We start from the raw sequence: 22,228 nt of genomic DNA, 5'->3' as shown, positions 1-22,228 counted from the left end.
TTGCACCCCTGAACACATTACAACAGTGACTAAGAATGGGTTGGAGCGGTAATCAGACCTTCTTCGAGCGCAGTCGAATATCGATGCGCGTCTCTTTTATCTTCGTGGCTATGGCTATTGCCATCTTTACGCTCATCGCGTCGGATAAGCTTATCGACAAAATGGCAGGAGAAGAGCGACAGAAGATCGAGCTATGGGCACAAGCTACGAAAGCGGCTGCCTCGGAAAACGACGTGGTACTCGCCAATGATCTTGTGCTGCAGATCATCCAGTCCAACGAAAGTATCCCTGTGATCTTATGCAATGGACGAGACTCTATCATCTCCTATAATAATATCACCATACCTGCCGGTAAATCTGAACAAGCCTACCTCCACAAGAAACTCAGCCACTTCAAAGAGGGTTACCCGCCCATACGCATCGAAATCAACGATGACAAGCCGCAGTTCCTTTATTACTCGGACAGTCTGACGCTCCGACGACTCTTGGCGCTGCCCTATGTAGCGCTGAGTGTGATGTTTATCTTCCTCGGCATTTCCCTCATGGCGCTGCTGGCCGAACGCCGATCGGAGCAAAACCGCGTATGGAACGGTTTGTCCAAGGAAACGGCACACCAGCTTGGCACCCCTATTTCCAGCTTGATGGCGTGGGTGGAGCTGCTGAAAACCTCCGACGTGGATGCATCCATCACGCAAGAGATGGAGAAGGATGTGGAGCGACTGCGGATGATAGCCGAACGGTTTCAGAAGGTAGGTTCAGAGCCCAAGACCGAAAACCAGGACATTCGCGAGGCGTTGGGGCAAATCACGGACTACATGCGCTATCGCATTTCGAGACAAGTCCAGATACATCTGCGAATGCCGGACGAAGTCGTTATAGTGGCACTGTCGGCACCGCTCTTCAGTTGGGTGATCGAGAATATGATCAAGAACGCCGTCGATGCCATGGATGGAAAAGGAAGTATCTCCATCGACCTCCGCGCAAAAGCAACCCAAGCCGTCATCGAAATAGCCGATACCGGCAAGGGAATACCCAAAGGAAAGGTGCGCGATGTATTCCGCCCCGGTTATTCTACCAAGACAAGAGGATGGGGACTGGGGCTGTCTCTGGCAAAACGTATCATAGAAAAGTATCACAAAGGGAGAATCGGCGTGAAGCAATCCGAGCCCGGCATAGGTACGACCTTCCGCATCGTGCTTCCTCGTCGGGACGAAATCCCACAAGCATAGGAACGATATGGAACCGAATAAGGCTTTTTCCGGTCGGCACGCCGGCAGTCTTTTATTAGAGTATCTCGACTTCATCAACTTCGCCATCCAGCATAACGGCATCAGGACGATAAGCCGTTGCGCCATCACGAACGAGAGCGATCACGACTGGAACGATGCCACCATCCTCATCGAAGGGTCCTATCTCAAGCCCACTTCCTACCATATTGATGTCATCCCTGCAGGCAAGACGATCGAAGCCGAAGGCATGGAGCTGAAGGTTGATGCCGCAGAGCTTATCGCCCTGACCGAAGGGATCGACACCGCATTCACCTGCACTATCACGATCGGGGACGAAGAAGCATACCGTCAGGAGTACGAAATCCATCTGATGGCCTATGACCAATGGACAGGTGCCCAGATACTGCCGGAAATGTTAGCCGCTTTCGTGACGCCCAACCACCCGATTATCTCCCGAGTCCTCGTCAAAGCGGCCAAATTCATGGAGAAATGGACGGGCTCCAACTCCCTATCGGGCTACCAATCACAGGACGCTTCCATCGTTCGCTGGCAGGTAGCCGCAATATTCGAGGCGCTGCGTTCGGAAGGAATCGTGTACAACAATCCTCCTGCCAGCTTCGAAAAGGCGGGGCAGCGCATCCGTCTGGTGGACAAGGTGCTGAATGAAAAACTGGGGACTTGCCTCGATCTGACATTGCTCTTCGCTTCATGTATTGAGAATATCGGGTTATATCCCCTCTTGGTATTGTTCGAAGGCCATATTTTTCTGGGAGTATGGCAGGACGAAGTTTTCTATCCGCAAGTAACGGGAGACGACCGCGAGTTCCTACTGAAGGGCTGTGCCGATGGTGTTCACGACATCGTCTTTGTCGAAACCACGATGCTCACTTCCTCGGAATCGGTCAGCTTCGAGCAAGCTGCGGAGACGGCTGCCCGGCAGCTGCGAACGGGTAAATTCCTGTTCTTCGTCAACGTGGCCACCTGCCGACTCAACGATATCAAGCCACTCCCCCAACGCATCGCCACCGACAGCGGCTTCGAACTCGTCAATGAGGGTCTCAAGCATGACAATGCTACCCGGCAGATCATGAAAATCAACCCCTTGGACATCATGCTCAGCAGCGAAAAGGAACTGACCAAGCAAGATATTTGGGAGAGAAAACTACTGGATATCTCTCTGCGCAACAACCTCATCAATATACGTTCCGGCCGCAGAGCCCTCGCTCTCATCTCCCGCAACATCCCTCTGTTGGAGGATCTTATCTTCTCGGGCAACAAGTTTTCCATCTATCCCGCCCCCTCCGAAGGATGCACCAAGCCGAACGAATACGGCATATACGACTCATCTACGAATCCGGATTTGGTCACTGCTGCTGTAGATACGGGACTGCGTAACAATACGCTCTACTCCTATTTGGATGATAATGAACTCCAACAGACGCTCAAAGAGCTGTACCGTAAATCACGAGTAGCCATAGAAGAGAACGGAGCCAACTCTCTCTTTCTGGCCATCGGCATCCTTAAATGGATGGAAACCGAACAGAGCCATCGTCCGCGCTATGCCCCCATCCTCCTCCTGCCGGTCGATATTATTCGTCGAGGTGCGGGACAGGGATATGAGATTCGCACCCGTGATGAGGAGACCATGCTCAACATCACCATGATCGAACTCCTCAAACAGCAGTACAGCATAGACCTCTCCGGTCTCAACCCTCTGCCTCAAGACGAGAAAGGCACCGACGTACAGCTCGTTCTGGCAGCCATCCGCTCTCAGATCCGCGACCGCAAAGGGTGGGATGTACTGGAGGAAAGCATGCTGGGACTGTTCTCCTTCAACAAATTTGTCATGTGGAATGATATTCATTCTCATGCCGACAAATTGCAGGAGCACCCCATTTTGCACGGATTGATGAACAACCAACTGCATGCTCTTGAGAAAACCAATGAGGAAACGATAGACGCACGCGACATCGACAGCAGCGTATCTCCCACTGCCTTTGCCATACCAATAGATGTAGATTCGTCTCAGCTCGAAGCGGTGATTGAGTCCGGACGGGGCAATAGCTTCATCCTCCACGGCCCTCCCGGAACGGGAAAGTCGCAGACCATTACCAACATGATCGCCAATGCCCTCTATCAAGGCAAACGTGTCCTCTTCGTTGCGGAAAAGATGGCTGCCCTATCGGTGGTACAGAAACGACTGGAAAAAATCGGTTTGGCACCCTTCTGTCTGGAGCTACACTCCAACAAAGTGACCAAAAGTCATTTCCTCTCACAGATGCAGACGGCTCTGGATATCCAACGCCTGCAGCCTGCAACGGACTATGAAAGCTGTGCTGAGGAACTCTTCGTACACCGCTCCAAGCTCATCGCTTACATGGATGCGCTGCACAGAGAGCGCGAGAGCGGTCTCTCCTTATACGACTGCATCTCCCGTTTCATCCGACATCAGGGCGAAGAAATGGATGTCAGCAGTGTACCCGCATCCCTCCTACAGAAGGAAGCTATCGAGAAAACCCTCGAAGAACTGTCCAAACTCGACACTGTCTTCCGCGTAAGCGGACATCCGGCCGGACATCCTTTGGACGGATTGGAGCCGAACGATCCCACGACGCTGAACCTTCCTCTCTTGCGCGACCACCTGTCTGAGGTAAAACGCCTCGTCGAAGAGCTATCGTCTTCTCCAGAACTTCTCGAAACGCTAATAGGCATTCGACCCGACGAATCGGTCGAAGGGCTTAGACTCTCTCGTCATCTTATCGAGAATCTCTTCCGTATCACTACGTTATCGGAAGACCTGCTCCGTCTGGCAGAGAACCATCAAGCGAGTGCCCGTATGCATACGCTCCTCGACACGGCAGCCGAGCGTCTGCGTCTGCACGAAGCCCTTAGTCGCGACTATGCTACCTCTGTATTCGTTGAAGATGCCCGCCAACTGCGAGCAGAGTGGCAAGGCATCGAAATGAAATGGTTCCTCCCCCGTTTCTTTGCAGCGGGAGGCTTTGTCAAACGTCTGCGACGCCATCGCCCCGCACTTGCCAAGGCCGACATCCCTATGCTCCTCGAACGCTTGTGCTCCTACCAAGAGCTGAATGAAACGGTAGCTCGCGAAGAAGCCGATCTGCTCCGCCTCTTCGGCACCAAAGGCGTGGGCACCGAAGAGGAATGGCAGCAAGCCAAAGAAAATCTGAGTCACTCAGAGCAGCTGCTACAGCTACTCGTGAGTCATACCTCCCGAACAGGACAGGACTATGCTACCATCCGCCAAGCCATGGCGGTGCGCCTCGGTGAATATCGACAGCCCATGCTCGACAGCCACAGGCCCCGACTGCAAGAGATATGTGACTGCATTGTCCGGCTGGAGCAGACCCTCTCCGTCCTGCATCAATCCGTTACTACCAGCTTGCCGACAGGCTACCAAGCGATCGGTAGCAAGCTGTCCACTTGGATAGAGCACCTACCACAGATCAAGGATTGGTCGCAATGGGTTCTCTGTAAGCGCGCGCTCTTGGATGTCGGTGCCGCACCAGCCATCGAGAGGATATGCCGGAGCGGAAAGAATAGTACAGCAGCTTCTGCGGCCGACGCCTTTGCCCGCAGTCTTTACAAACGCATAGCAGAGGAAGCCATCGCCGCCGATCCCTCGCTCAAACTCTTCAACGGCATCTTATTCGAGGCTGTCATTGAGAAATACAGAGTCCTCACCGCTAACTTCCAAGAGCTCACCAAGCACGAACTATACTGCCGTCTGGCAGCCAACATACCCAAGCTGACCATGGCAGCAGCCAATGGTTCGGAAGTAGGGATACTCAAACGGAATATCGCCAACGGAGGTCGTGGCACATCTATTCGCAAGATTATCGACCAAATCCCGACCCTCTTGCCCAAGCTCTGCCCCTGTATACTGATGAGTCCCTTGTCGGTAGCACAGTTCATCGACCTCAATGCAGAGAAATTCGACCTCGTGATCTTTGACGAAGCTTCCCAAATGCCCACAAGCGAATCAGTAGGCGCCATTGCCCGAGGCAAAGCACTCGTCGTCGTAGGCGACCCCAAGCAAATGCCCCCCACCAGCTTCTTCACAACGACTCAGAGCAACGAAGAGGAGGCCTACATAGACGACATGGAAAGCATTCTCGACGACTGCATCTCGCTCTCGATGCCGTCCCGCTATCTCACCTGGCACTACAGGAGCAAGCATGAGAGCCTCATCGCCTTTAGCAACAGTCGCTACTACGACGGCAAGCTCTTCACCTTCCCCTCTGTGGACGACCGCGTGTCGAAGGTGCGAATGGTACAGGTTGAAGGCGTATACGACAAGTCGGCGACGCGAAGCAACAAGAAAGAAGCACAAGCTGTCGTGGACGAAATCATCCGCCGCCTGGAAGATCCCGTCCTCTCGGAGCGAAGCATCGGCGTGGTTTCGTTCAGCCAAGCGCAACAGCACCTGATAGACGATATACTGATGGATGCCCTCAGCAACCGCCCTGAGCTGGAGCAAAAAGCCCTACAGAGTGCCGAGCCGATCTTCATCAAGAATTTGGAGAACGTACAGGGCGACGAGCGCGACATCATTCTCTTCTCCATCGGATACGGACCGGACAAAGACGGGAAAGTGTCCATGAACTTCGGTCCGCTCAACAACAAAGGAGGCGAACGCCGACTGAACGTAGCCGTATCGCGAGCCCGATACGAAATGATCATATACACGTCGCTCAACCCCGAACAGATCGACCTCAAACGCACCAATTCTCTTGGTGTCGAAGGCCTGCGTCTGCTCTTGGAGTTTGCCAAGCACGGACTGTCTCACCTGCCCAACCGCAGCGCACAGTTCCGCGCCGAGAGTGATGTGGTGGCCGATCTTGCAAAAGCTCTCCGCGCTCGGGGTTATAAGGTAGATACGATGATCGGATGCTCCAATTTCAAGATCGACCTCGGCATCCGCCATCCGCATCAAGCCGACCAATATATCCTTGGCATCCTTTCTGACGGAAAAAGCTACTACGAAACCAAGACTACCCGTGACAGAGAGATCGTACAGCCCGGAGTACTCCGTATGCTGGGCTGGAATATACATCGCGTGTGGACAGTAGACTGGATGGAGAACCCCGACCGCATACTCTCACGCATCGCAGAACAGGTGGAGTCGCTCCTGAGCCATGCACCCGCGGCCCCTGAGGCAGCAGCCCCCACGGTCAAGAAATTCTCTGTCGAATCGGCAGCCCCGCTCCGCGAGACCGGTACCAAGGAGCAGGCTTACCGTTCGTTTGCTGCTTCAAAGCCGACAAAAGAAGGCATGGACATGGCTACCCTCTTTAAGATGAAGACCGAAGTACGGAAAACAATCCAAAGCATCATCCAAACGGAACAACCCATTACCGACACGCTCCTCTGCAGGCGCCTGGCCGAATACTACGGCATCGGACGCGTCTCGACACGCCTACGCAGCCTCGTGGATGCGCTGACGGAGAAGTATCATATCGATCCCATCTCCTTTGCAGAGAGTCGTACTTTCTGGATAGATCGCAGTAGCGCAGACGGTTTCGAGGGCTATCGCTCCGGCGCAGGGAGGGACATTACCGAGATACCCACCGTCGAAGTCATGAATGCTGCCCGCTACGTCATGGAAGAGCAGCTCGCCATGCCCCTTATAGAGCTGCGCAAGCACACAGCCCAACAGCTCGGTTTTGCCCGCACAGGAGCCAAGGTACAGGCACACGTGGACTATGCCATCGACCAGCTCATCAAGAGCGGCAAACTCCGTGCCACCGATCGCCATATGATCTCCCTCGCTGAATAGAGTAGCACCGCTCCCATTCTCTCCTGTCATACATAGAGAGGCTGCATTGTGACCATGGTCACGATGCAGCCTTTTTTCGATCCGTTTGACGACGATTCTCCACGTACCGAAAAAAGTATTCGACTCTCACCATTGCCTATCACTCTCATCCTAAGGCAGAGAAGACTCGGCATAAAGGAAGTTCTTCGGGAGAATGGGATGTGTGAGACGCCAGATTTCTCGTCAAAAGCGCGCCGAAAATCGAACCGAATACGCCCCATAATCAGGCGAAAACTCGCGCCTTTTTCATTTTATTTTCGCGCCATTTAGAAAAAATTTATGCGCCAAATGAAAAAACTTTTGGCGCATGTTCTTTGTCGAATCCTGCGCCATAATCCGTCCGCTTCTCGCACGAAAAAACAACAGGGCAAGCAATAGGCACGGACAAATGCCTCCTTGAATCGACATGCGTCAGCCATCAGTCATAGGGCTCAACGAGCATATAGATCCCGATGCCATACGCGGAAGAAGGCATCTTCTCTACAGGCTGCGACGACACGTGAGAGGCATGATGCGAATAGCTCCCTCTCTGTAGAGATTTTCCCCTCAAAATCATGCCTCGGAATGCGCAAAAATAATGAGTATCCACGCCCGCCGAAACGAAAAGGACAGGGGAACGAAACTACTTGTGTTTTATAGAATTGTACTATATTTGCAGACGCTTAAATCGGAATCAAATACTACTATAATAAAGAATCAAGAACAATGGACTCCAAAATCCAGGAACTAACTGACAAGATTTACCGCGAAGGCGTTGAGAAAGGCAACGAACAAGCCGCGAAAATTGTCGCTGAGGCCGAAGCCAAAAGCGCAGAGACAATCAATAATGCCAAGGCCGAGGCCGAGCGCATTGTGAGCGATGCAAAGAAGAAAGCGACTGAGTTTCAGCAGAACACTGAGTCGGAGCTGAAACTGTATGCCGGTCAGATGCTGGAGTCGCTCAAGAGTACTATTGTCAATCAAATCTCGGGTACGCTCTCAACGGCGAACGTAAAAGCCGCCACAGCCAACCCCGAATTCATGCAGCAGATGATGCTCGAGATGGCCAAAAACTGGGCATCGGGCGAGAAAATCGTCATCTCCACTCAGAATGCTGCTGCACTGAAATCCTATTTTGAAAGCAATGCCAAGGAACTGCTCGACAGCAAGGTGACCATCAAGGAGGTGAACAACCAACAAGTGGCCTACACGATCCAACCCCAAGACGGTTCTTACAAAATCCAATTCGGAGAAGAAGAATTTATCAATCTCTTCAAAAGCTTCCTGCGTCCCCGATTGGTGGAAATGCTTTTCTAAATCATGGCTAAATATTACGCAACTGTAGCCGGTCTGCCCAACATCGCTGTGGAAGATCGGAAACTGCCGTTTACGTCCCCTCAGTTCCTGGAAGAGCTGAGACCCATCCTTAGCCAAGCCGACGGCAAACTCTTCGATCTCCTGCTTTGGGAGCAGGAGAACCACTTCCTCCTCGACTATCTCGAGGATAGCGAAGCTGCCAAGACCGCCGAAGCTCAACCCACTCTCTTCTCCTACGACAACCTGGACGCCATAATGGCCGTCTATCGCGAGAAACGCACAGTCCCCCGCATGGCAGGACTGCCGCCCTATTTCCAGACCTTCATGGCTGAGAAGTTGGCCGAGAAAGCTCTGGGCGAAGAAAACGACCAGCATGCACAGAACGTCCAAAGCGAGGAAGAAGAAGGACGGGAACGTCTGCCCATCTCCGACGAAGACCGTCTGGCCATGTACTACTACGAGTATGCCATGCAGTGCGGCAACGAGTTCTTGGAAGAGTGGTTCGGCCTCAACCTGCACATTAAGAACATCCTGGCTGCCATCACCTGTCGCAAACTCGGATGGAACCCCATCAACTACATCGTGGGGACCGGCGAAATAGAAAATAAGCTGCGCACTTCGCGTTCGCGCGACTTCGACCTGAGTGAGGACTTCTCCGCCATGTCGTCGCTGCTGGCTGTAGGTGAAGAGACGGACATCACCAAGCGAGAACGTCAGCTGGATGTACTGCGCTGGGAGTGGCTGGAAGAGTCCGTATTCAACCGCGTATTCTCCATCGAACGTCTGCTATGCTACTATCTGGAGCTGACGATCATCGAACGTTGGGTGAATCTGGACGAGAGAACTGGCGAAGAGACCTTCCGCCACATCGTCAAGACACTCAAACACGAGAGTGCAGAGTCCTTGGAAGAGTTCAAAAGAAATCAAAAGAAATAAATCAGAATAATGGCTACAAAAGGTGTTGTTAAGGGGATTGTGTCCAACCTCGTGACCGTGGAGGTCGATGGGCCGGTTTCCCAAAATGAAATTTGCTATATCGATGTCAATGGCACCAAGCTCATGAGCGAGGTGATCAAGGTGATCGGTAAGAATGCTTATGTGCAGGTATTCGAGAGTACCCGCGGTATGCACGTAGGAGACGAGGCTGAGTTTGTGGGCAGCATGCTCGAAGTAACGCTCGGCCCCGGTATGCTCTCAAAGAACTATGACGGTCTGCAACACGATCTGGACAAGATGGACGGGGTCTTCCTCAAGCGTGGCGACTACACTGCCGCCCTCGATGATGACAAATTGTGGGACTTCAAGCCGTTGGCCAAGGTGGGCGACAACGTGATCGCCGGCTCTTGGCTTGGTGAGGTGACGGAGAACTTTCAGCCGCACAGAATCATGGTACCTTTCGTATTCGAAGGTGGTTACAAAGTGAAGAGCGTGGCTCAGGCCGGTCAGTACAAGGTGAATGATGTAATAGCCGTAGTCACCGATGCAGACGGCAAGGATCATAATGTAACGATGGTGCAGAAGTGGCCCGTGAAGCGTGCCATCCCTTGCTATCGCGAGAAACCGCGTCCCTTCAAACTGCTCGAAACTGGTATTCGCATCATTGATACCTTCAACCCCATCGTAGAAGGCGGTACGGGCTTCATCCCCGGACCCTTCGGTACGGGTAAGACTGTGCTCCAGCACGCCATCTCTAAGCAGGCCGAAGCTGACATCGTGATCATCGCTGCTTGTGGTGAGCGTGCCAATGAGGTTGTGGAAATCTTCGCAGAATTTCCCCACTTGAACGACCCGCACACCGGCCGTAAGCTGATGGAGCGTACGATCATTATCGCCAATACCTCGAACATGCCCGTGGCCTCTCGTGAAGCATCTGTATATACGGCCATGACCATCGCTGAATACTATCGCTCGATGGGTCTCCGCGTACTGATGATGGCCGACTCTACTTCTCGTTGGGCACAGGCTCTCCGTGAAATGTCGAACCGCTTGGAAGAGCTCCCCGGACCTGATGCATTCCCGATGGACTTGTCGGCTATCGTAGCCAACTTCTATGCTCGTGCAGGGTTTGTGTACCTGAACAACGGTGCTACGGGATCAGTAACTTTTATCGGTACAGTATCTCCTGCCGGTGGTAACCTCAAGGAGCCTGTGACGGAGAGTACCAAGAAGGTAGCACGTTGCTTCTACGCTCTTGAGCAGAATCGTGCTGACCGCAAACGTTATCCGGCCGTGAACCCCATTGACAGTTATTCCAAGTACTTGGAGTATCCAGAATTCGAAAGCTATATCTCCAATCACATTGCCTCTGACTGGATCACGAAAGTGAACGACCTCAAGATGCGTCTGCATCAGGGTAAGGAGATCGCCGAACAGATCAACATTCTCGGTGACGACGGTGTGCCCGTGAACTATCACGTGACCTTCTGGAAGGCCGAGCTTATAGACTTCGTAATCCTCCAGCAGGATGCATTCGACAGCGTGGACTGCAACAGTTCGTTGGAGCGCCAGGAACTCATGCTCAGCAAGGTGTCGGACATCTGCCGCACAGAGTTCGACTTCGAAGACTTCCTGGAAGTATCGGATTACTTCAAGCGCGTGATCAACATCTTCAAGCAAGTGAACTATTCCGAATTCAAGAGTGCCGATTACGATAAGTACAATAAAGAATTGGACGCTATCCTGGCCGAACGCATCAAATAACATAGATAGTCATGTCAAAACAAGCTTTTCAGAAAATATATACAAAGATTACCAACATCACCAAGGCTACGTGCTCGCTGCGTGCCACAGGTGTAGGTAATGAAGAGTTGGCCACTATCGACGGCCGATTGGCGCAGGTGGTGCGTATCCAAGGCGAGGACGTTACCTTGCAGGTATTTGCCGGTACGGAAGGTATCCCCACCAATGCCGAAGTGATTTTCATGGGTAAGGCTCCTTCGCTCAAAGTGAGCGAACAACTGGCCGGTCGCTTCTTCAACGCCTATGGTGAGCCCATCGATGGTGGTCCCCAGCCCGAAGGTAAGGAAGTAGAGATCGGTGGTCCGTCAGTGAATCCCGTGCGTCGTAAGCAGCCTTCGGAGCTGATCGCTACGGGTATCGCCGGTATCGACTTGAACAATACGCTCGTAACGGGACAGAAGATTCCTTTCTTCGCCGACCCCGACCAGCCGTTCAACCAGGTAATGGCCATGGTGGCTCTGCGTGCCGAGAGTGACAAGATTATCCTCGGTGGTATGGGTATGACCAATGACGACTACCTCTTCTTCAAGAATACATTTAGCAATGCTGGTGCACTCGACCGCATCGTGAGCTTCATCAACACCACCGAAGACCCCTCGGTAGAGCGTATCCTCGTGCCTGACATGGCATTGGCTGCTGCCGAATACTTTGCCGTTGAGAAGCACGAGAAGGTGCTTGTTCTGCTCACCGATATGACCAACTATGCTGATGCCTTGGCCATCGTATCGAACCGTATGGACCAGATCCCTTCTAAGGACTCTATGCCCGGTTCGCTCTACTCAGACTTGGCCAAGATCTACGAGAAAGCGGTACAGTTCCCCGACGGAGGTTCTATCACGATTATCGCTGTGACCACTCTCTCCGGTGGTGACATCACGCATGCCGTGCCTGACAATACGGGTTATATCACCGAAGGTCAGCTCTATCTCCGTCGCGACAGCAACGTCGGTAAGGTAATCGTGGACCCCTTCCGAAGCCTCTCTCGTCTGAAACAGCTCGTGATCGGCAAGAAGACTCGCGAAGACCACCCACAGGTGATGAATGCCGCCGTGCGTCTCTTCTCCGACGCTGCCAATGCACAGACCAAGATGGAGAACGGTTTCGACCTGACAGACTACGACAACCGCGCTCTCGAATTTGCCAATGACTACTCACGCCAACTCTTGGCCATCGACGTGAACGTGAACACCACGGAGATGTTAGATACGGCATGGGAGCTATTCGCTAAGCACTTCAAACCGGCCGAAGTGAACATCAAGCAACAGCTTGTGGACACTTACTGGAAGAAATAAATAACCTTGCGATACAATGGCTATTAAGTTTCAATACAACAAAACCTCTCTCCAGCAGCAAGAAAAACAGCTGAAGATGCGAGAGCGCACCTTGCCCACGATCAAGAGCAAGGAGAGCGCACTGCGTCTGGAAGTGAAGCGCACAAAGGACGAGGTGGAGCGATTGGAACGCCAACTGGAAGAAGAAATCGTGGGCTACCGCAATATGGTGGGCCTATGGAACGAATTCAAACCCGACCTCATCAGCGTAGAGGGCGTCAAGCTTTCTACGAAGAAGGTCGCGGGCGTAATCGTTCCCGTACTGGACGATATTTCATACACCATTAAGCCATTCAGTCTGTTCAATGCACCTTCTTGGTTCGCCGAAGGCATTGATCTGCTGAAGAACCTGGCTCATACGGGAATCGAGGCTGAATTTCTCGGTCTCAAGTTGGAGTTCCTCGAATATGCACGTAAGAAGACGACCCAGAAAGTCAATCTCTTCGAGAAAGTGCAAATCCCCGGCTATAAAGATGCCATACGCAAGATCAAGCGCTACATAGAGGACGAAGAGAGCCTGTCCAAGTCCTCGCAGAAGATTATGCGTGCCAATATGGAAAAACGTAACAACGAAGAGGAGGTGATGGCATGATTACCGCAATGAATAAATACCTTTTCCTGATCTACCACCGCGAGTATGAGAGCTTCCTTGAGAAGCTGCGTAACACCGGTGTGGTACACATCCAGGAAACAAAGGCGACCAAGGATGTTGCCGAATTGCAGAATCTCCTTCTTCTTCGCAAAGGCATAGCTGAAACGATGCGTATGCTCGCCCCCTATAAAAGCGAGAACGCACCGGCACAGACAACCACTCCCGTGGTGACAGAAACTGCCGGAGAGCAGGCGGTAAAGGATGTGCAGCATCTTTTTGCCGAAGAAGTACGCCTCAAGAATGCCATAGTGGCCAAGAAGCGAGAAATAGAACAAATGGAACTCTGGGGTCAGTTCGACTTCAGTTCCATTGCACGCCTAAGTAGCGCCGGCTACGAGATGAACTTCTATGCCTCTTCTGCATCGGCTTACAAGCCCGAATGGGCCGAAATCTATGGAGCTATTGAGATCAATACTGTACGCTCTACGGTCTATTTCGTGACCGTAGGACACAAACATGATCCCAAGCCTGATGCCGAGCGCATCAAATTGCCCGACTACGATCTGTCAACTCTGTACAAACAGCAGGAAGCATTGGAAGCCGAATTGCAGGCTAATGCAGCCGCCAAGACAGCTTTTGCAGACAATCGCATGGGCGAACTCACGGCTTACGATATGTTGATGGCCGATAAATTCGCTTTCACCAATGCCATGGTGCAAGCTGAAGGTCAGGCCGACGACAAACTCATGCTCCTCGAAGGCTGGGTACCTACTGCCGATGCCGCTCCCATGGAGCAGGCTATCGCAGCCGAAGGCTACTACATCGAGAAGATGGAGATCAAGGAAGAAGACAGTGTGCCCATCAAGTTGAAGAACAACGCCTTCGCCCGCCTCTTCGAGCCCATCACCAAGATGTACTCCATGCCTAACTACAGCGAGTTGGACCCCACGCCCCTGTTGGCTCCGTTCTTCATGCTGTTTTTCGCCCTCTGTTTCGGTGATGGCGGTTACGGCCTCTTGCTTTTCGTAATAGCCACCATAGCCAAGATCAAGTCCGACTCCGGTGCCATCAAGTCGCTCTGCGGCATGTTGCAATGGTTGGGTGGCACGACGGCCGTCGTTGGTTCGCTGATGGGTACAGTATTCGGTATGGTAATGCCATGGGCCGGAGACGACCTCTTGGGCTCTGTCCGTAACGACTACTTCCTCAATCAGGACAATATGATGAAGCTCTCCGTTGTGCTGGGTCTTCTCCAAATCATATTTGCCAAGTATGTAGCCGGCTACAAGACGCACATACAAAAAGGATTCAAGTATGCCCTTGCCACCTATGCGTGGGCCACATTCATCCTCTTTGGAGCGCTCTCGTTTGTCATCAAGCCCCTTGCTGAAAGCAAGCCCGAGCTCGGTGTTGTAGCATTAGCCTTCACCGGTATCACTGGTTTAGCTCTCTTGATAGCCCTCTTCTACAACAGCCCGGGCAAGAACATCTTCATGAACTTCGGAGCCGGTCTTTGGGCCACTTACAACACCGCTTCCGGTTTGTTAGGTGATACGTTGTCCTACATCCGTCTCTTTGCCATCGGCCTCACCGGCGGTATTCTGGGAGGAGTGTTCAATAATCTTGCCGTACAGATCGGCGGAGGGCTGCCTACGGGGCTCAACTTCCTCGTGATGGCTATCATCCTGCTGTTCGGTCACGGTCTCAACATCGGACTCTGTATGATCAGCTCGCTGGTACACCCCATACGTTTGACGTTCGTAGAGTTCTACAAGAACAGCGAATTCGAGGGTGGCGGCAACGAATACACGCCGTTCAAACGCTCCTAATCACAAAAGAAACAATTCAAAAAATCATAACAACTAAACAACACAAAAAGTATTATGGAACAAATGTTAGCTTATCTCGGTATTGCATTGATGGTTGCATTGACCGGTATCGGAAGTGCCATTGGCGTAACTATCTGCGGTAACACTACCGTTGGTGCGATGAAGAAGAACCCCGATTCTCTGGGTCTCTACATCGGTCTTAGCGCTCTTCCCAGTTCTCAGGGTCTCTACGGTTTCGTAGGCTTCTTCATGGCCTCTAACCTTGTTACCCAGCTCGTAGCTGCCAATGCTCTGACCATGCTCGCCGGCTGGGCTATTTTCTTCGCCGGTGTTGCTCTCGGTGTAGTAGGTTTGATGTCTGCCATTCGTCAGGCTCAGGTATGTGCCAACGGTATCCAAGCTATCGGTGGTGGTCACAACGTATTCGGTGCCACGATGGTGATGGCCGTATTCCCCGAGCTTTACGCTATCTTGGGTCTCCTCGTTGCCATCCTTATCTTCGGTAGCGTTCCCGCAATGGTAGGAATCGCATAATGCTCCTCACACAGAATCCCTGTAATTAAGTTCTAAAACAGGAGGAAGCCCCACGGCTTCAAATAAGGCCCAAGCCCCTTCTCGAGCACGAGGAGGGGCTTTGCTTTGATATTAGAATCATTTCTTCCGCAGCAAACAAAGCTGATAATCTTAGACCAAAATACAAAACCTAAGCAGCCCCGAATTCGACTATTCTTAATATACACTCGGCATATCCTCTTTTTTTCTCTACGTACACATCCGCGAACGCAAAAACAGCGTTTTTTGCCTCTGCGTACGCGTAGCTTCTATCCCTCCTCCTTTATCCTCTTTTAGGACAACAATGCAATCGCCAAATAGGTTAGGTGCCAAAAAACTTTTCAACACCGAAGGGTTGTTTAGATTCAGTCCAAATAAGCCGCTTTTTGAAGGTCGTTCGGTGGTCAAAACGATTCCGGAAAGGTGATTCAAGGAGTCGAAAAACAATCTTTATCCATTTAGATGGTGAACTTTATAATCTTCAGATTCAATCTTTATAAAGATCGTTTCTGATAATTATAATCTTTGCATCCGATCTTTATAAAGTTTAGAACTCACCTTTATATAGTTTATCTCCCCAAAAGGCTTGAGAACGAGCCAAAAACAAAAAGTCCCCGTTGCGTTCGTGCCTGAACGCAACGGGGACTTGATGCTATTGGATAGAATTTCGGGGAAGTTCTATCGCATTTTATTCACTGTCCGGGAGACTATCACAGATAAGGGATCTCGGCCAAAGCCGGAATCCACACCATTACATACCGAAAGAAAAGTGTTAAAAAGAAAGGGATGTACCCCCCCTCGCACATAAGTCTGCTATTCATCATTGCCTTCATTTCATCATTTACTTCATATTTCTTTGGATTCTGTTCGCTTTTGCACACTGAAATTCAACTATTTACTGATCGTAACACCGCTAATCGACACACAAAGGTAACAAAAAGGTAACTCCTCTGGCCTCCAAAATGCAAACTAGGTTCCTCTTGTACCAAGCCTTATATTTTCCTATAGTAAGTGCAACATAATAATAAAATCGGGTAGAAAGCAAATGCTTTTTATGATTAGCATTTACTTCCTATCCGACTGCGAATTGGGAGGACGGAGATCAGACGTTGAGGTCGCGGAGGATGGCGGCGATCTTATCGTCGGCGAGGGTGTAGGCGCGGTCCAATTCTTCTTCGTTTTGGACGGGGATGCGCACACCTATATAGAATTTGATCTTCGGCTCCGTGCCGGAAGGACGCACTGATACCTTGGTGCCGTCCTCGGTCTTGTACTGGAGCACATTGCTCGTCGTGGGCATGTCGAGGGTGAAGGTCTCGCCATTGGCTACATCCTTGCCTTCGAGCGTGGCATAGTCGAGCACTTCGCTTACAACAGAGCCGCCCAAGACGGTGGGAGCATGCTCGCGATAGCGCTTCATCATCGCTTCGATCTCTTCCGCTCCGGACTTGCCTTTGCGCACGACGCTGACGCCTTTCTCGCGATAGAAACCATAAGAAAGGTAGATGCTGCGCATGAGCTGATAGACGGTAAGCCCCTTGTCGCGAGCCCAAGCTGCCATTTCGCAGAAGAGTGCACAGGCCGAGACCGAACTCTTGTCACGAACGAAGTCCTCCCAGAGGAAGCCGTAACTCTCCTCTCCGCCACCTATGTAGCGACGACGTCCCTCATTCTCACGGATAACGCCTGCTATCCATTTGAAGCCGGTATAGCAATCGTACATGGTTACGTGTTCACGATCGGCTATGTCGCGTACCAATTCGGTCGTTACAATGGTCTTGACGATGTAGTCATCAGCCTGCAGATCGCCCAGCTCCTTGCGACGCATGATGGAATAATAGATAAGCATGGCGCAAATCTCGTTCCCGTTGATAAGCACCATCTCTCCTCGATCGTTGCGAGCAGCCACACCAATACGGTCGGCATCGGGATCGCTTGCCAAAACGAGGTCGGCACCTGTCTCTTCAGCTTTTGCTATAGCCATCGCCAAGGCCGCCGGTTCTTCAGGATTGGGCGAATGAACGGTGGGGAAGTCTCCGCTGGTCACATCCTGTTCGGGGACATGTATAATGTTGGCAAAGCCGTATTCTTGCAATGCGCGGGGTATGATGGTACCGCCCGTACCGTGAATGGGTGTATAGACGATCTTCATATCGCGATGGCGGGCGATACTTTCGGGCGAGAGACTGAGCGCCTTGACGTCGGCAATGAAGGGAGCGTCTATATCCTCCCCTATCATCCGGATGAGAGCTGGATTGGCCTCGAACTTAATATCGGTTATCGAACGAATCTTATTGACCTCAGCAATGATATTGCGGTCGTGCGGAGCAATGATTTGCGCACCATCTTCCCAATAGGCTTTGTAGCCGTTGTATTCCTTGGGATTGTGCGAAGCCGTCACCATTACACCGCTCTGGCATCCGAGCTTGCGGATGGCATAGGATACTTCCGGTGTAGGACGAAGCTCCTCGAATAGATAGACACGAATGCCGTTGGCCGAGAAGACCGCCGCTGTCGTATCGGCAAAGAAGCGACTATTGTTGCGACAGTCGTAGCCGATAGCCACGCTGATCTGCGGCAACGTGGCAAATTCTCGCAAGAGATAGTTGGCGAGTCCCTGTGTAGCAGCAGCCACCGTATAACGATTCATGCGATTGCTACCGGCACCCATGATGCCGCGCAAGCCACCCGTACCGAACTCAAGATCGCGATAGAAAGCATCGACCAACTCCGTCGTGTCTGCATTGTCCAGCATGGCCCGTACGGCCTCTTGTGTGGAGGCATCATATCCCGAACCAAGCCACGTCCGAGCTTTGGCACGCACTTGTTCCAATAATTTGTCTGATTCCATAATGATATTGCTATTATTCTACTGTGAACAAAGATAAGTTTTCCGCGCCTACTCTCTCCCCTTATACTACTTATCAAACAGTGCAGAGAGGATATCGGGGGTTTTGAGCTGTGGAAACCCGGGCAGATGGAAGCGATAATAATCCACCAGATAGTCTAACACTCGCCTACGCTCTTGCCGTGAGAGTCGGAAAGCCCACATATTATCATAGGTGATCCGACTGAATAACGGCATATAGGCAGCTTCCTGCGGAGGAATACCCTTGCCATGTGTAGGCGGGTGGGATACAAATCGTCCGTCTGCGGGGTCGAACCATTCGCTTCTCTGTCGTCCGTCGAGTTGCATATCCGGTATGAGTCCCATAGGAGAAAGCAGCCGATAGAGAAAAACGAGATGGAAATTAGCTGCAGAGCAATCGGCTGATTCAAGCCTGTTTATCGAGTCGGCAATGAAGTCATACACCTCTGTATCTGCTTCCGGTAGCCGAAGAGTCAGATATAAGAACTCAGCCAAGAAAAGCGCTACACTGTTCTTCACGGGATCGGATTGGATCCGTGCCCTACCGGCACACAGCTTTGCCTCCCGAATGAAGTGCAGATCGCGATGCGGCTTATGCTCTGCCGTTATCTCCAGTTCGTACAGTGGCGACATCAAGAGGCGCACTCCCCCACCCCCTTTGGCACGCTTAGGGCTCCGCGCTATCAGATAAGACACCCTACCGCACTCCCTCACGAAGAGCTGGGCTACACTATAGCTGTCGTTATAAGCAGCGTGACGTAAGACGATGGCCTTTGTATTGATGAGCATACTATACTAAGTCTGTTGCAAATATCGTCTATTCATCGTTCGGATACAATGGTTATCCACAAGAGCTGTCGATAAGCCTGTTGATAATTAGATGAAAAAAACTCGCCAATTTGCTTGCATATCCCGAAACAAATGCCATATAAGAACATCATCCGAAAATGCACAAAAAGTTAGCAACAAGTTCTTATCGACTTTTGCCGAGGTTTATCCACAGAATCGAAGAGTAGGAAAGAGTCCGGTATTTGTTCGGCCATCTGACTTATCCACATTCTGCTGTTATCTCACTGATATTGAGTGACGATAACAGTCGATAACCTGTTTGTAACCTATTCATATCCGCTTTTTTCCTGTTGATCCCCTACTCCTTCAATCCTACTCGTACAGAGATTATCCACAGTATTAACCGACTTTATTCTTCCTATATCTATTTTTCTTTTTTGAAAAGGAATCATATAATAAAAGAATCGGTTGCTCACCTGTTGAAAGGTAGAGCAACCGACTCATGCTTCGTGACACGTACAACGTGTAGGATAGTGAGTTCCCTTAGAAACTAATCTTCGTACCCAAGAAGATCCGTCGCGGCTGCATGGGACCATAGACATAGGTAGAGGCACGTCCGGGGCCTTTGTCGAGATCCTTTTGGTAGCTGTTGATGATATTATGGACACCACCGTTTAGTTCTATTGTCATGGTAGAACCCAAATGGAAGTCATGACTGAACTTGATATCTATGTCGGCAAAGGCAGGAGTCTTGACCAATTGGGCATAGCCCTGAGCCAAACCCTTGTATGCCTGTCCGTCCAGGACAAAGTCGAATGCTCCGTCCGGTCCTATCTGATCGGCAGGAATATCGCCCTCATAGGCTTCATGTACCACGTTCATCTTACCGGTGAAAGTACCCGACAGGTTGATGGCTGAGTGCTCGGAGGGGCGATAGGTAGCCACAAAGTAGCCATACAGATTGGGAGTGCGCACGTAGTCTTTCACCGTTATGGCTGCCTGTCCTGTCTCGGCATCTGCTTCTACGGGCGTATAGGGACTGCCATAGAGGCTGCGTTGCCAAGTACCGCCGAGTTGGAGGTCGAAGGTCTTGTTATAAGCTATCCTACCTTCCAGATTGATACCGTACACTTTCGATACCCCTTCCTTGTCATTATAGATGGTGCGGACGATCCATTCCTGTCCGTCAATGATTTGTTCGGTATCGGAAGGCTTGAATTGGTTGCTGATAAAGGTGGCAAAGGTTTCTCCCATCAGGTTGAACTGCCAGTTGTCGCCACGGTGGTACCAATCGAATGAGGCACTGAGGCTTCGCGAACGCTCTTCTTTGAGATTGGGCGACAGGATGCGACTGATGGGCGTACCGCCGGCCAATTCTACGTGCAGGTCTTCATCGAAGTACTGAGGTGCGCGGAATCCCTCGCTATATGAGAGGCGGAAGCTGAGGTCTCTGTGCGGATTGTAGCGCAGATTGGCACGGGGACTGAATATGAAGAGGGGATCTATGTAGCGCTCTCCGTTCTGGAATAGTCGCACATAGTCGAATCGTCCTCCTATCAAGGCGCTAAATTGCTCTGTCTTATACTCCAGTTGGTCGTATTGGCTCCATGTAGCAGTCTGTTGGTCGATGATGTTGGGGCGGTATCCGCTGCGGTCATCGAGCTTGCCATGTACATATTCCACACCACCGGTATAGTCCCAGTTCTCTCCGAAGGTGTGACGATACATACCGCCTCCCTGAAAATCGAATCCCTTTGTCGTACCATAGGCAGTAAGAGCCGAGAATGCATTTTGGTATTGATCAGAAGTGATGCTGCCGCTTTCCAGCAAAGCGTTCAGCATTTCTTGGGTATAATCACCGCCACCGTAATAGCTTCTGCGCTGTACATCCTGTGCCGATGTATAAAGGCTGAAGAAGTCTTTGCCACCACTGAATGCCTGATCGTACTTCAGACTACCGCCGTTGATATAGTGCTGTAGGTACTCTGCTATCTGAGCTTCGAAAGGAGGTCTGTCCAGTCTGTCGCCCCCGCGGCGATACTCCTGCATGCTATGGTATTCGAGAGTGGCTTTGCTGTAGAGGCCCGTCTTGTAGTAGGAACGGAATCCCAGCGAACGGTTACGCAGATTGGGCAGTTCCGTGAAGCTGTCGCCGTCTATGTCCTGTCCCGGGCGGTAGTTGTGTTGTCCGAAGACCATGACGCCGGCTTTACGATCTTCCGTCAGCATAGAGCCGTTGAACTGAGTAGTATTCTGGAAGCTCCCCCACCCTTTGTTATGGTCGAAGGTCATAGTCGAATGGCTGATCTCTGCCGAATTACGTAGTGGTTCCTTGGTAATTACATTGATGACGCCTCCCACGGCATTAGAACCGAAGAGTGCTGAGCCGCCTCCACGTATCACTTCCACTCGTTCTATCATATTGGCGGGAAGCTGTTCCAGACCATACACGCCTGCCAAGGAGCTGAATATGGGATGACTGTCGATGAGGATTTGCGAGTAAGCTCCTTCTAATCCGTTGATGCGCACTTGGTTAAAGCCACAGTTTTGGCAATTGTCTTCTACTCGAAGGCCGGGTTGGAACTTCAATCCTTGACTCAGTGTGGTGGAGTTGGTCTTGGTGAAAAGTTCCGGTGAGAGCACCGTCACGAGCGAAGGTGCTTGTCGGCGGAAGGTTTCACTTCTGTTGGCAGATACCACTACTCCATCGAGTGAAAGTGTCTCTTCGGCAAGATAGAGATCCACATGGCGTGAGCTACCTTTTTCTATATGGATGCGTTCTTCGCAAGAGCCATAACCCATATAACGAGCCACGACTGTCTGCTGTCCCGCAGGCACGCCCTTGATGGTATAGTTACCGCTGGCATCGGTAGATGTACCCAGCGTAGTACCCTTGATAAATACTTGAGCGAAGGCAAGAGGTTCTTTGGAACTTTTATCTACGACAGTGCCCGTTACAGAGCCGCCCGTCTGCTGAGCATAAGCTGTCATGCTCGAAAAAAGAATGGCTATGATGTAGCCGATAATAGGAAGATGTTTCATTTTTAGTTGTTTGTTAGGTTGGATCGCATGTAGGAGTATACCTCTTACTGATCCGAGTAAGTGATTAAGTATTAGTTTGCTTCTGCCTCTTGTGGCAGGATATACATAGGTATCATTACTG

At 51.3% G+C, this 22,228-nt stretch carries 12 protein-coding genes; 9 read left to right on the top strand and 3 right to left on the bottom strand.

What is annotated here, in order from left to right; all coding sequences use genetic code 11:
- The first annotated feature begins 35 nt into the window (after positions 1-35).
- The 9 genes from porY (at position 36) to C7382_RS04965 (ending at position 15,389) form a co-directional block, all read left to right on the top strand.
- Entirely contained in the window at positions 36-1,229 is a 1,194-nt protein-coding gene (gene porY, locus C7382_RS05005; RefSeq protein WP_116679221.1) for a two-component system sensor histidine kinase PorY, read from the top strand.
- Between the two features lie 7 nt (positions 1,230-1,236).
- Entirely contained in the window at positions 1,237-7,029 is a 5,793-nt protein-coding gene (locus C7382_RS05000) for a DUF4011 domain-containing protein (protein ID WP_116679220.1), read from the top strand.
- Between the two features lie 744 nt (positions 7,030-7,773).
- Positions 7,774-8,364 (top strand): hypothetical protein, encoded by a 591-nt coding sequence (locus C7382_RS04995; RefSeq protein WP_116679219.1) that lies wholly within the window; start codon positions 7,774-7,776, stop codon positions 8,362-8,364.
- 3 nt (positions 8,365-8,367) lie between these two features.
- Positions 8,368-9,300 carry a DUF2764 domain-containing protein gene (locus C7382_RS04990; RefSeq protein WP_116679218.1) on the top strand — a complete coding sequence of 311 codons (933 nt, stop codon included), beginning with the start codon at positions 8,368-8,370 and terminating at the stop codon, positions 9,298-9,300.
- A 9-nt stretch (positions 9,301-9,309) separates the two neighbouring features.
- Complete coding sequence (locus C7382_RS04985) at positions 9,310-11,064, top strand: V-type ATP synthase subunit A (protein ID WP_116679217.1); 1,755 nt, start codon at positions 9,310-9,312, stop codon at positions 11,062-11,064.
- A gap of 11 nt (positions 11,065-11,075) precedes the next feature.
- Entirely contained in the window at positions 11,076-12,395 is a 1,320-nt protein-coding gene (locus C7382_RS04980; RefSeq protein ID WP_116679216.1) for a V-type ATP synthase subunit B, read from the top strand.
- A gap of 16 nt (positions 12,396-12,411) precedes the next feature.
- Complete coding sequence (locus C7382_RS04975; protein WP_116679215.1) at positions 12,412-13,026, top strand: V-type ATP synthase subunit D; 615 nt, start codon at positions 12,412-12,414, stop codon at positions 13,024-13,026.
- Positions 13,023-14,855 (top strand): V-type ATP synthase subunit I, encoded by a 1,833-nt coding sequence (locus tag C7382_RS04970; protein WP_116679214.1) that lies wholly within the window; start codon positions 13,023-13,025, stop codon positions 14,853-14,855. The genes C7382_RS04975 and C7382_RS04970 overlap by 4 nt, the downstream gene beginning before the upstream one ends.
- A gap of 54 nt (positions 14,856-14,909) precedes the next feature.
- Positions 14,910-15,389 carry an ATPase gene (locus C7382_RS04965; protein ID WP_116679213.1) on the top strand — a complete coding sequence of 160 codons (480 nt, stop codon included), beginning with the start codon at positions 14,910-14,912 and terminating at the stop codon, positions 15,387-15,389.
- A gap of 1,120 nt (positions 15,390-16,509) precedes the next feature.
- Here the strand turns inward: C7382_RS04965 and C7382_RS04960 are convergent.
- The 3 genes from C7382_RS04960 to C7382_RS04950 form a co-directional block, all read right to left on the bottom strand.
- Entirely contained in the window at positions 16,510-18,258 is a 1,749-nt protein-coding gene (locus C7382_RS04960) for a phospho-sugar mutase (protein ID WP_116679212.1), read from the bottom strand.
- A gap of 66 nt (positions 18,259-18,324) precedes the next feature.
- On the bottom strand, positions 18,325-19,065 hold the full coding sequence (gene recO, locus C7382_RS04955; RefSeq protein ID WP_116679211.1) for a DNA repair protein RecO: 741 nt from the start codon (positions 19,063-19,065) through the stop codon (positions 18,325-18,327).
- Between the two features lie 543 nt (positions 19,066-19,608).
- Positions 19,609-22,107: a TonB-dependent receptor gene (locus tag C7382_RS04950; protein WP_116679210.1), complete on the bottom strand. Its 2,499-nt coding sequence runs from the start codon at positions 22,105-22,107 to the stop codon at positions 19,609-19,611.
- Positions 22,108-22,228: the final 121 nt, after the last annotated feature.

Source organism: Porphyromonas loveana, assembly GCF_003096695.1.
Classification (GTDB): Bacteria; Bacteroidota; Bacteroidia; order Bacteroidales; family Porphyromonadaceae; genus Porphyromonas; species Porphyromonas loveana.
The sequence above is the reverse complement of the archived record's forward strand: the minus strand, read 5'-3'. Positions and strand labels throughout refer to the sequence as shown.

Bases quoted from the DNA above. Each gene is read 5' to 3' on its own strand.
- C7382_RS04970 (WP_116679214.1), top strand. From the start codon at position 13,023: ATGATTACCGCAATGAATAAATACCTTTTCCTGATCTACCACCGCGAG.
- C7382_RS04980 (WP_116679216.1), top strand. From the start codon at position 11,076: ATGTCAAAACAAGCTTTTCAGAAAATATATACAAAGATTACCAACATC.
- C7382_RS04965 (WP_116679213.1), top strand. From the start codon at position 14,910: ATGGAACAAATGTTAGCTTATCTCGGTATTGCATTGATGGTTGCATTG.
- porY (WP_116679221.1), top strand. From the start codon at position 36: ATGGGTTGGAGCGGTAATCAGACCTTCTTCGAGCGCAGTCGAATATCG.
- C7382_RS04975 (WP_116679215.1), top strand. From the start codon at position 12,412: ATGGCTATTAAGTTTCAATACAACAAAACCTCTCTCCAGCAGCAAGAA.
- C7382_RS04990 (WP_116679218.1), top strand. From the start codon at position 8,368: ATGGCTAAATATTACGCAACTGTAGCCGGTCTGCCCAACATCGCTGTG.
- C7382_RS04960 (WP_116679212.1), bottom strand. From the start codon at position 18,258: ATGGAATCAGACAAATTATTGGAACAAGTGCGTGCCAAAGCTCGGACG.
- C7382_RS04995 (WP_116679219.1), top strand. From the start codon at position 7,774: ATGGACTCCAAAATCCAGGAACTAACTGACAAGATTTACCGCGAAGGC.
- C7382_RS05000 (WP_116679220.1), top strand. From the start codon at position 1,237: ATGGAACCGAATAAGGCTTTTTCCGGTCGGCACGCCGGCAGTCTTTTA.
- C7382_RS04950 (WP_116679210.1), bottom strand. From the start codon at position 22,107: ATGAAACATCTTCCTATTATCGGCTACATCATAGCCATTCTTTTTTCG.
- C7382_RS04985 (WP_116679217.1), top strand. From the start codon at position 9,310: ATGGCTACAAAAGGTGTTGTTAAGGGGATTGTGTCCAACCTCGTGACC.
- recO (WP_116679211.1), bottom strand. From the start codon at position 19,065: ATGCTCATCAATACAAAGGCCATCGTCTTACGTCACGCTGCTTATAAC.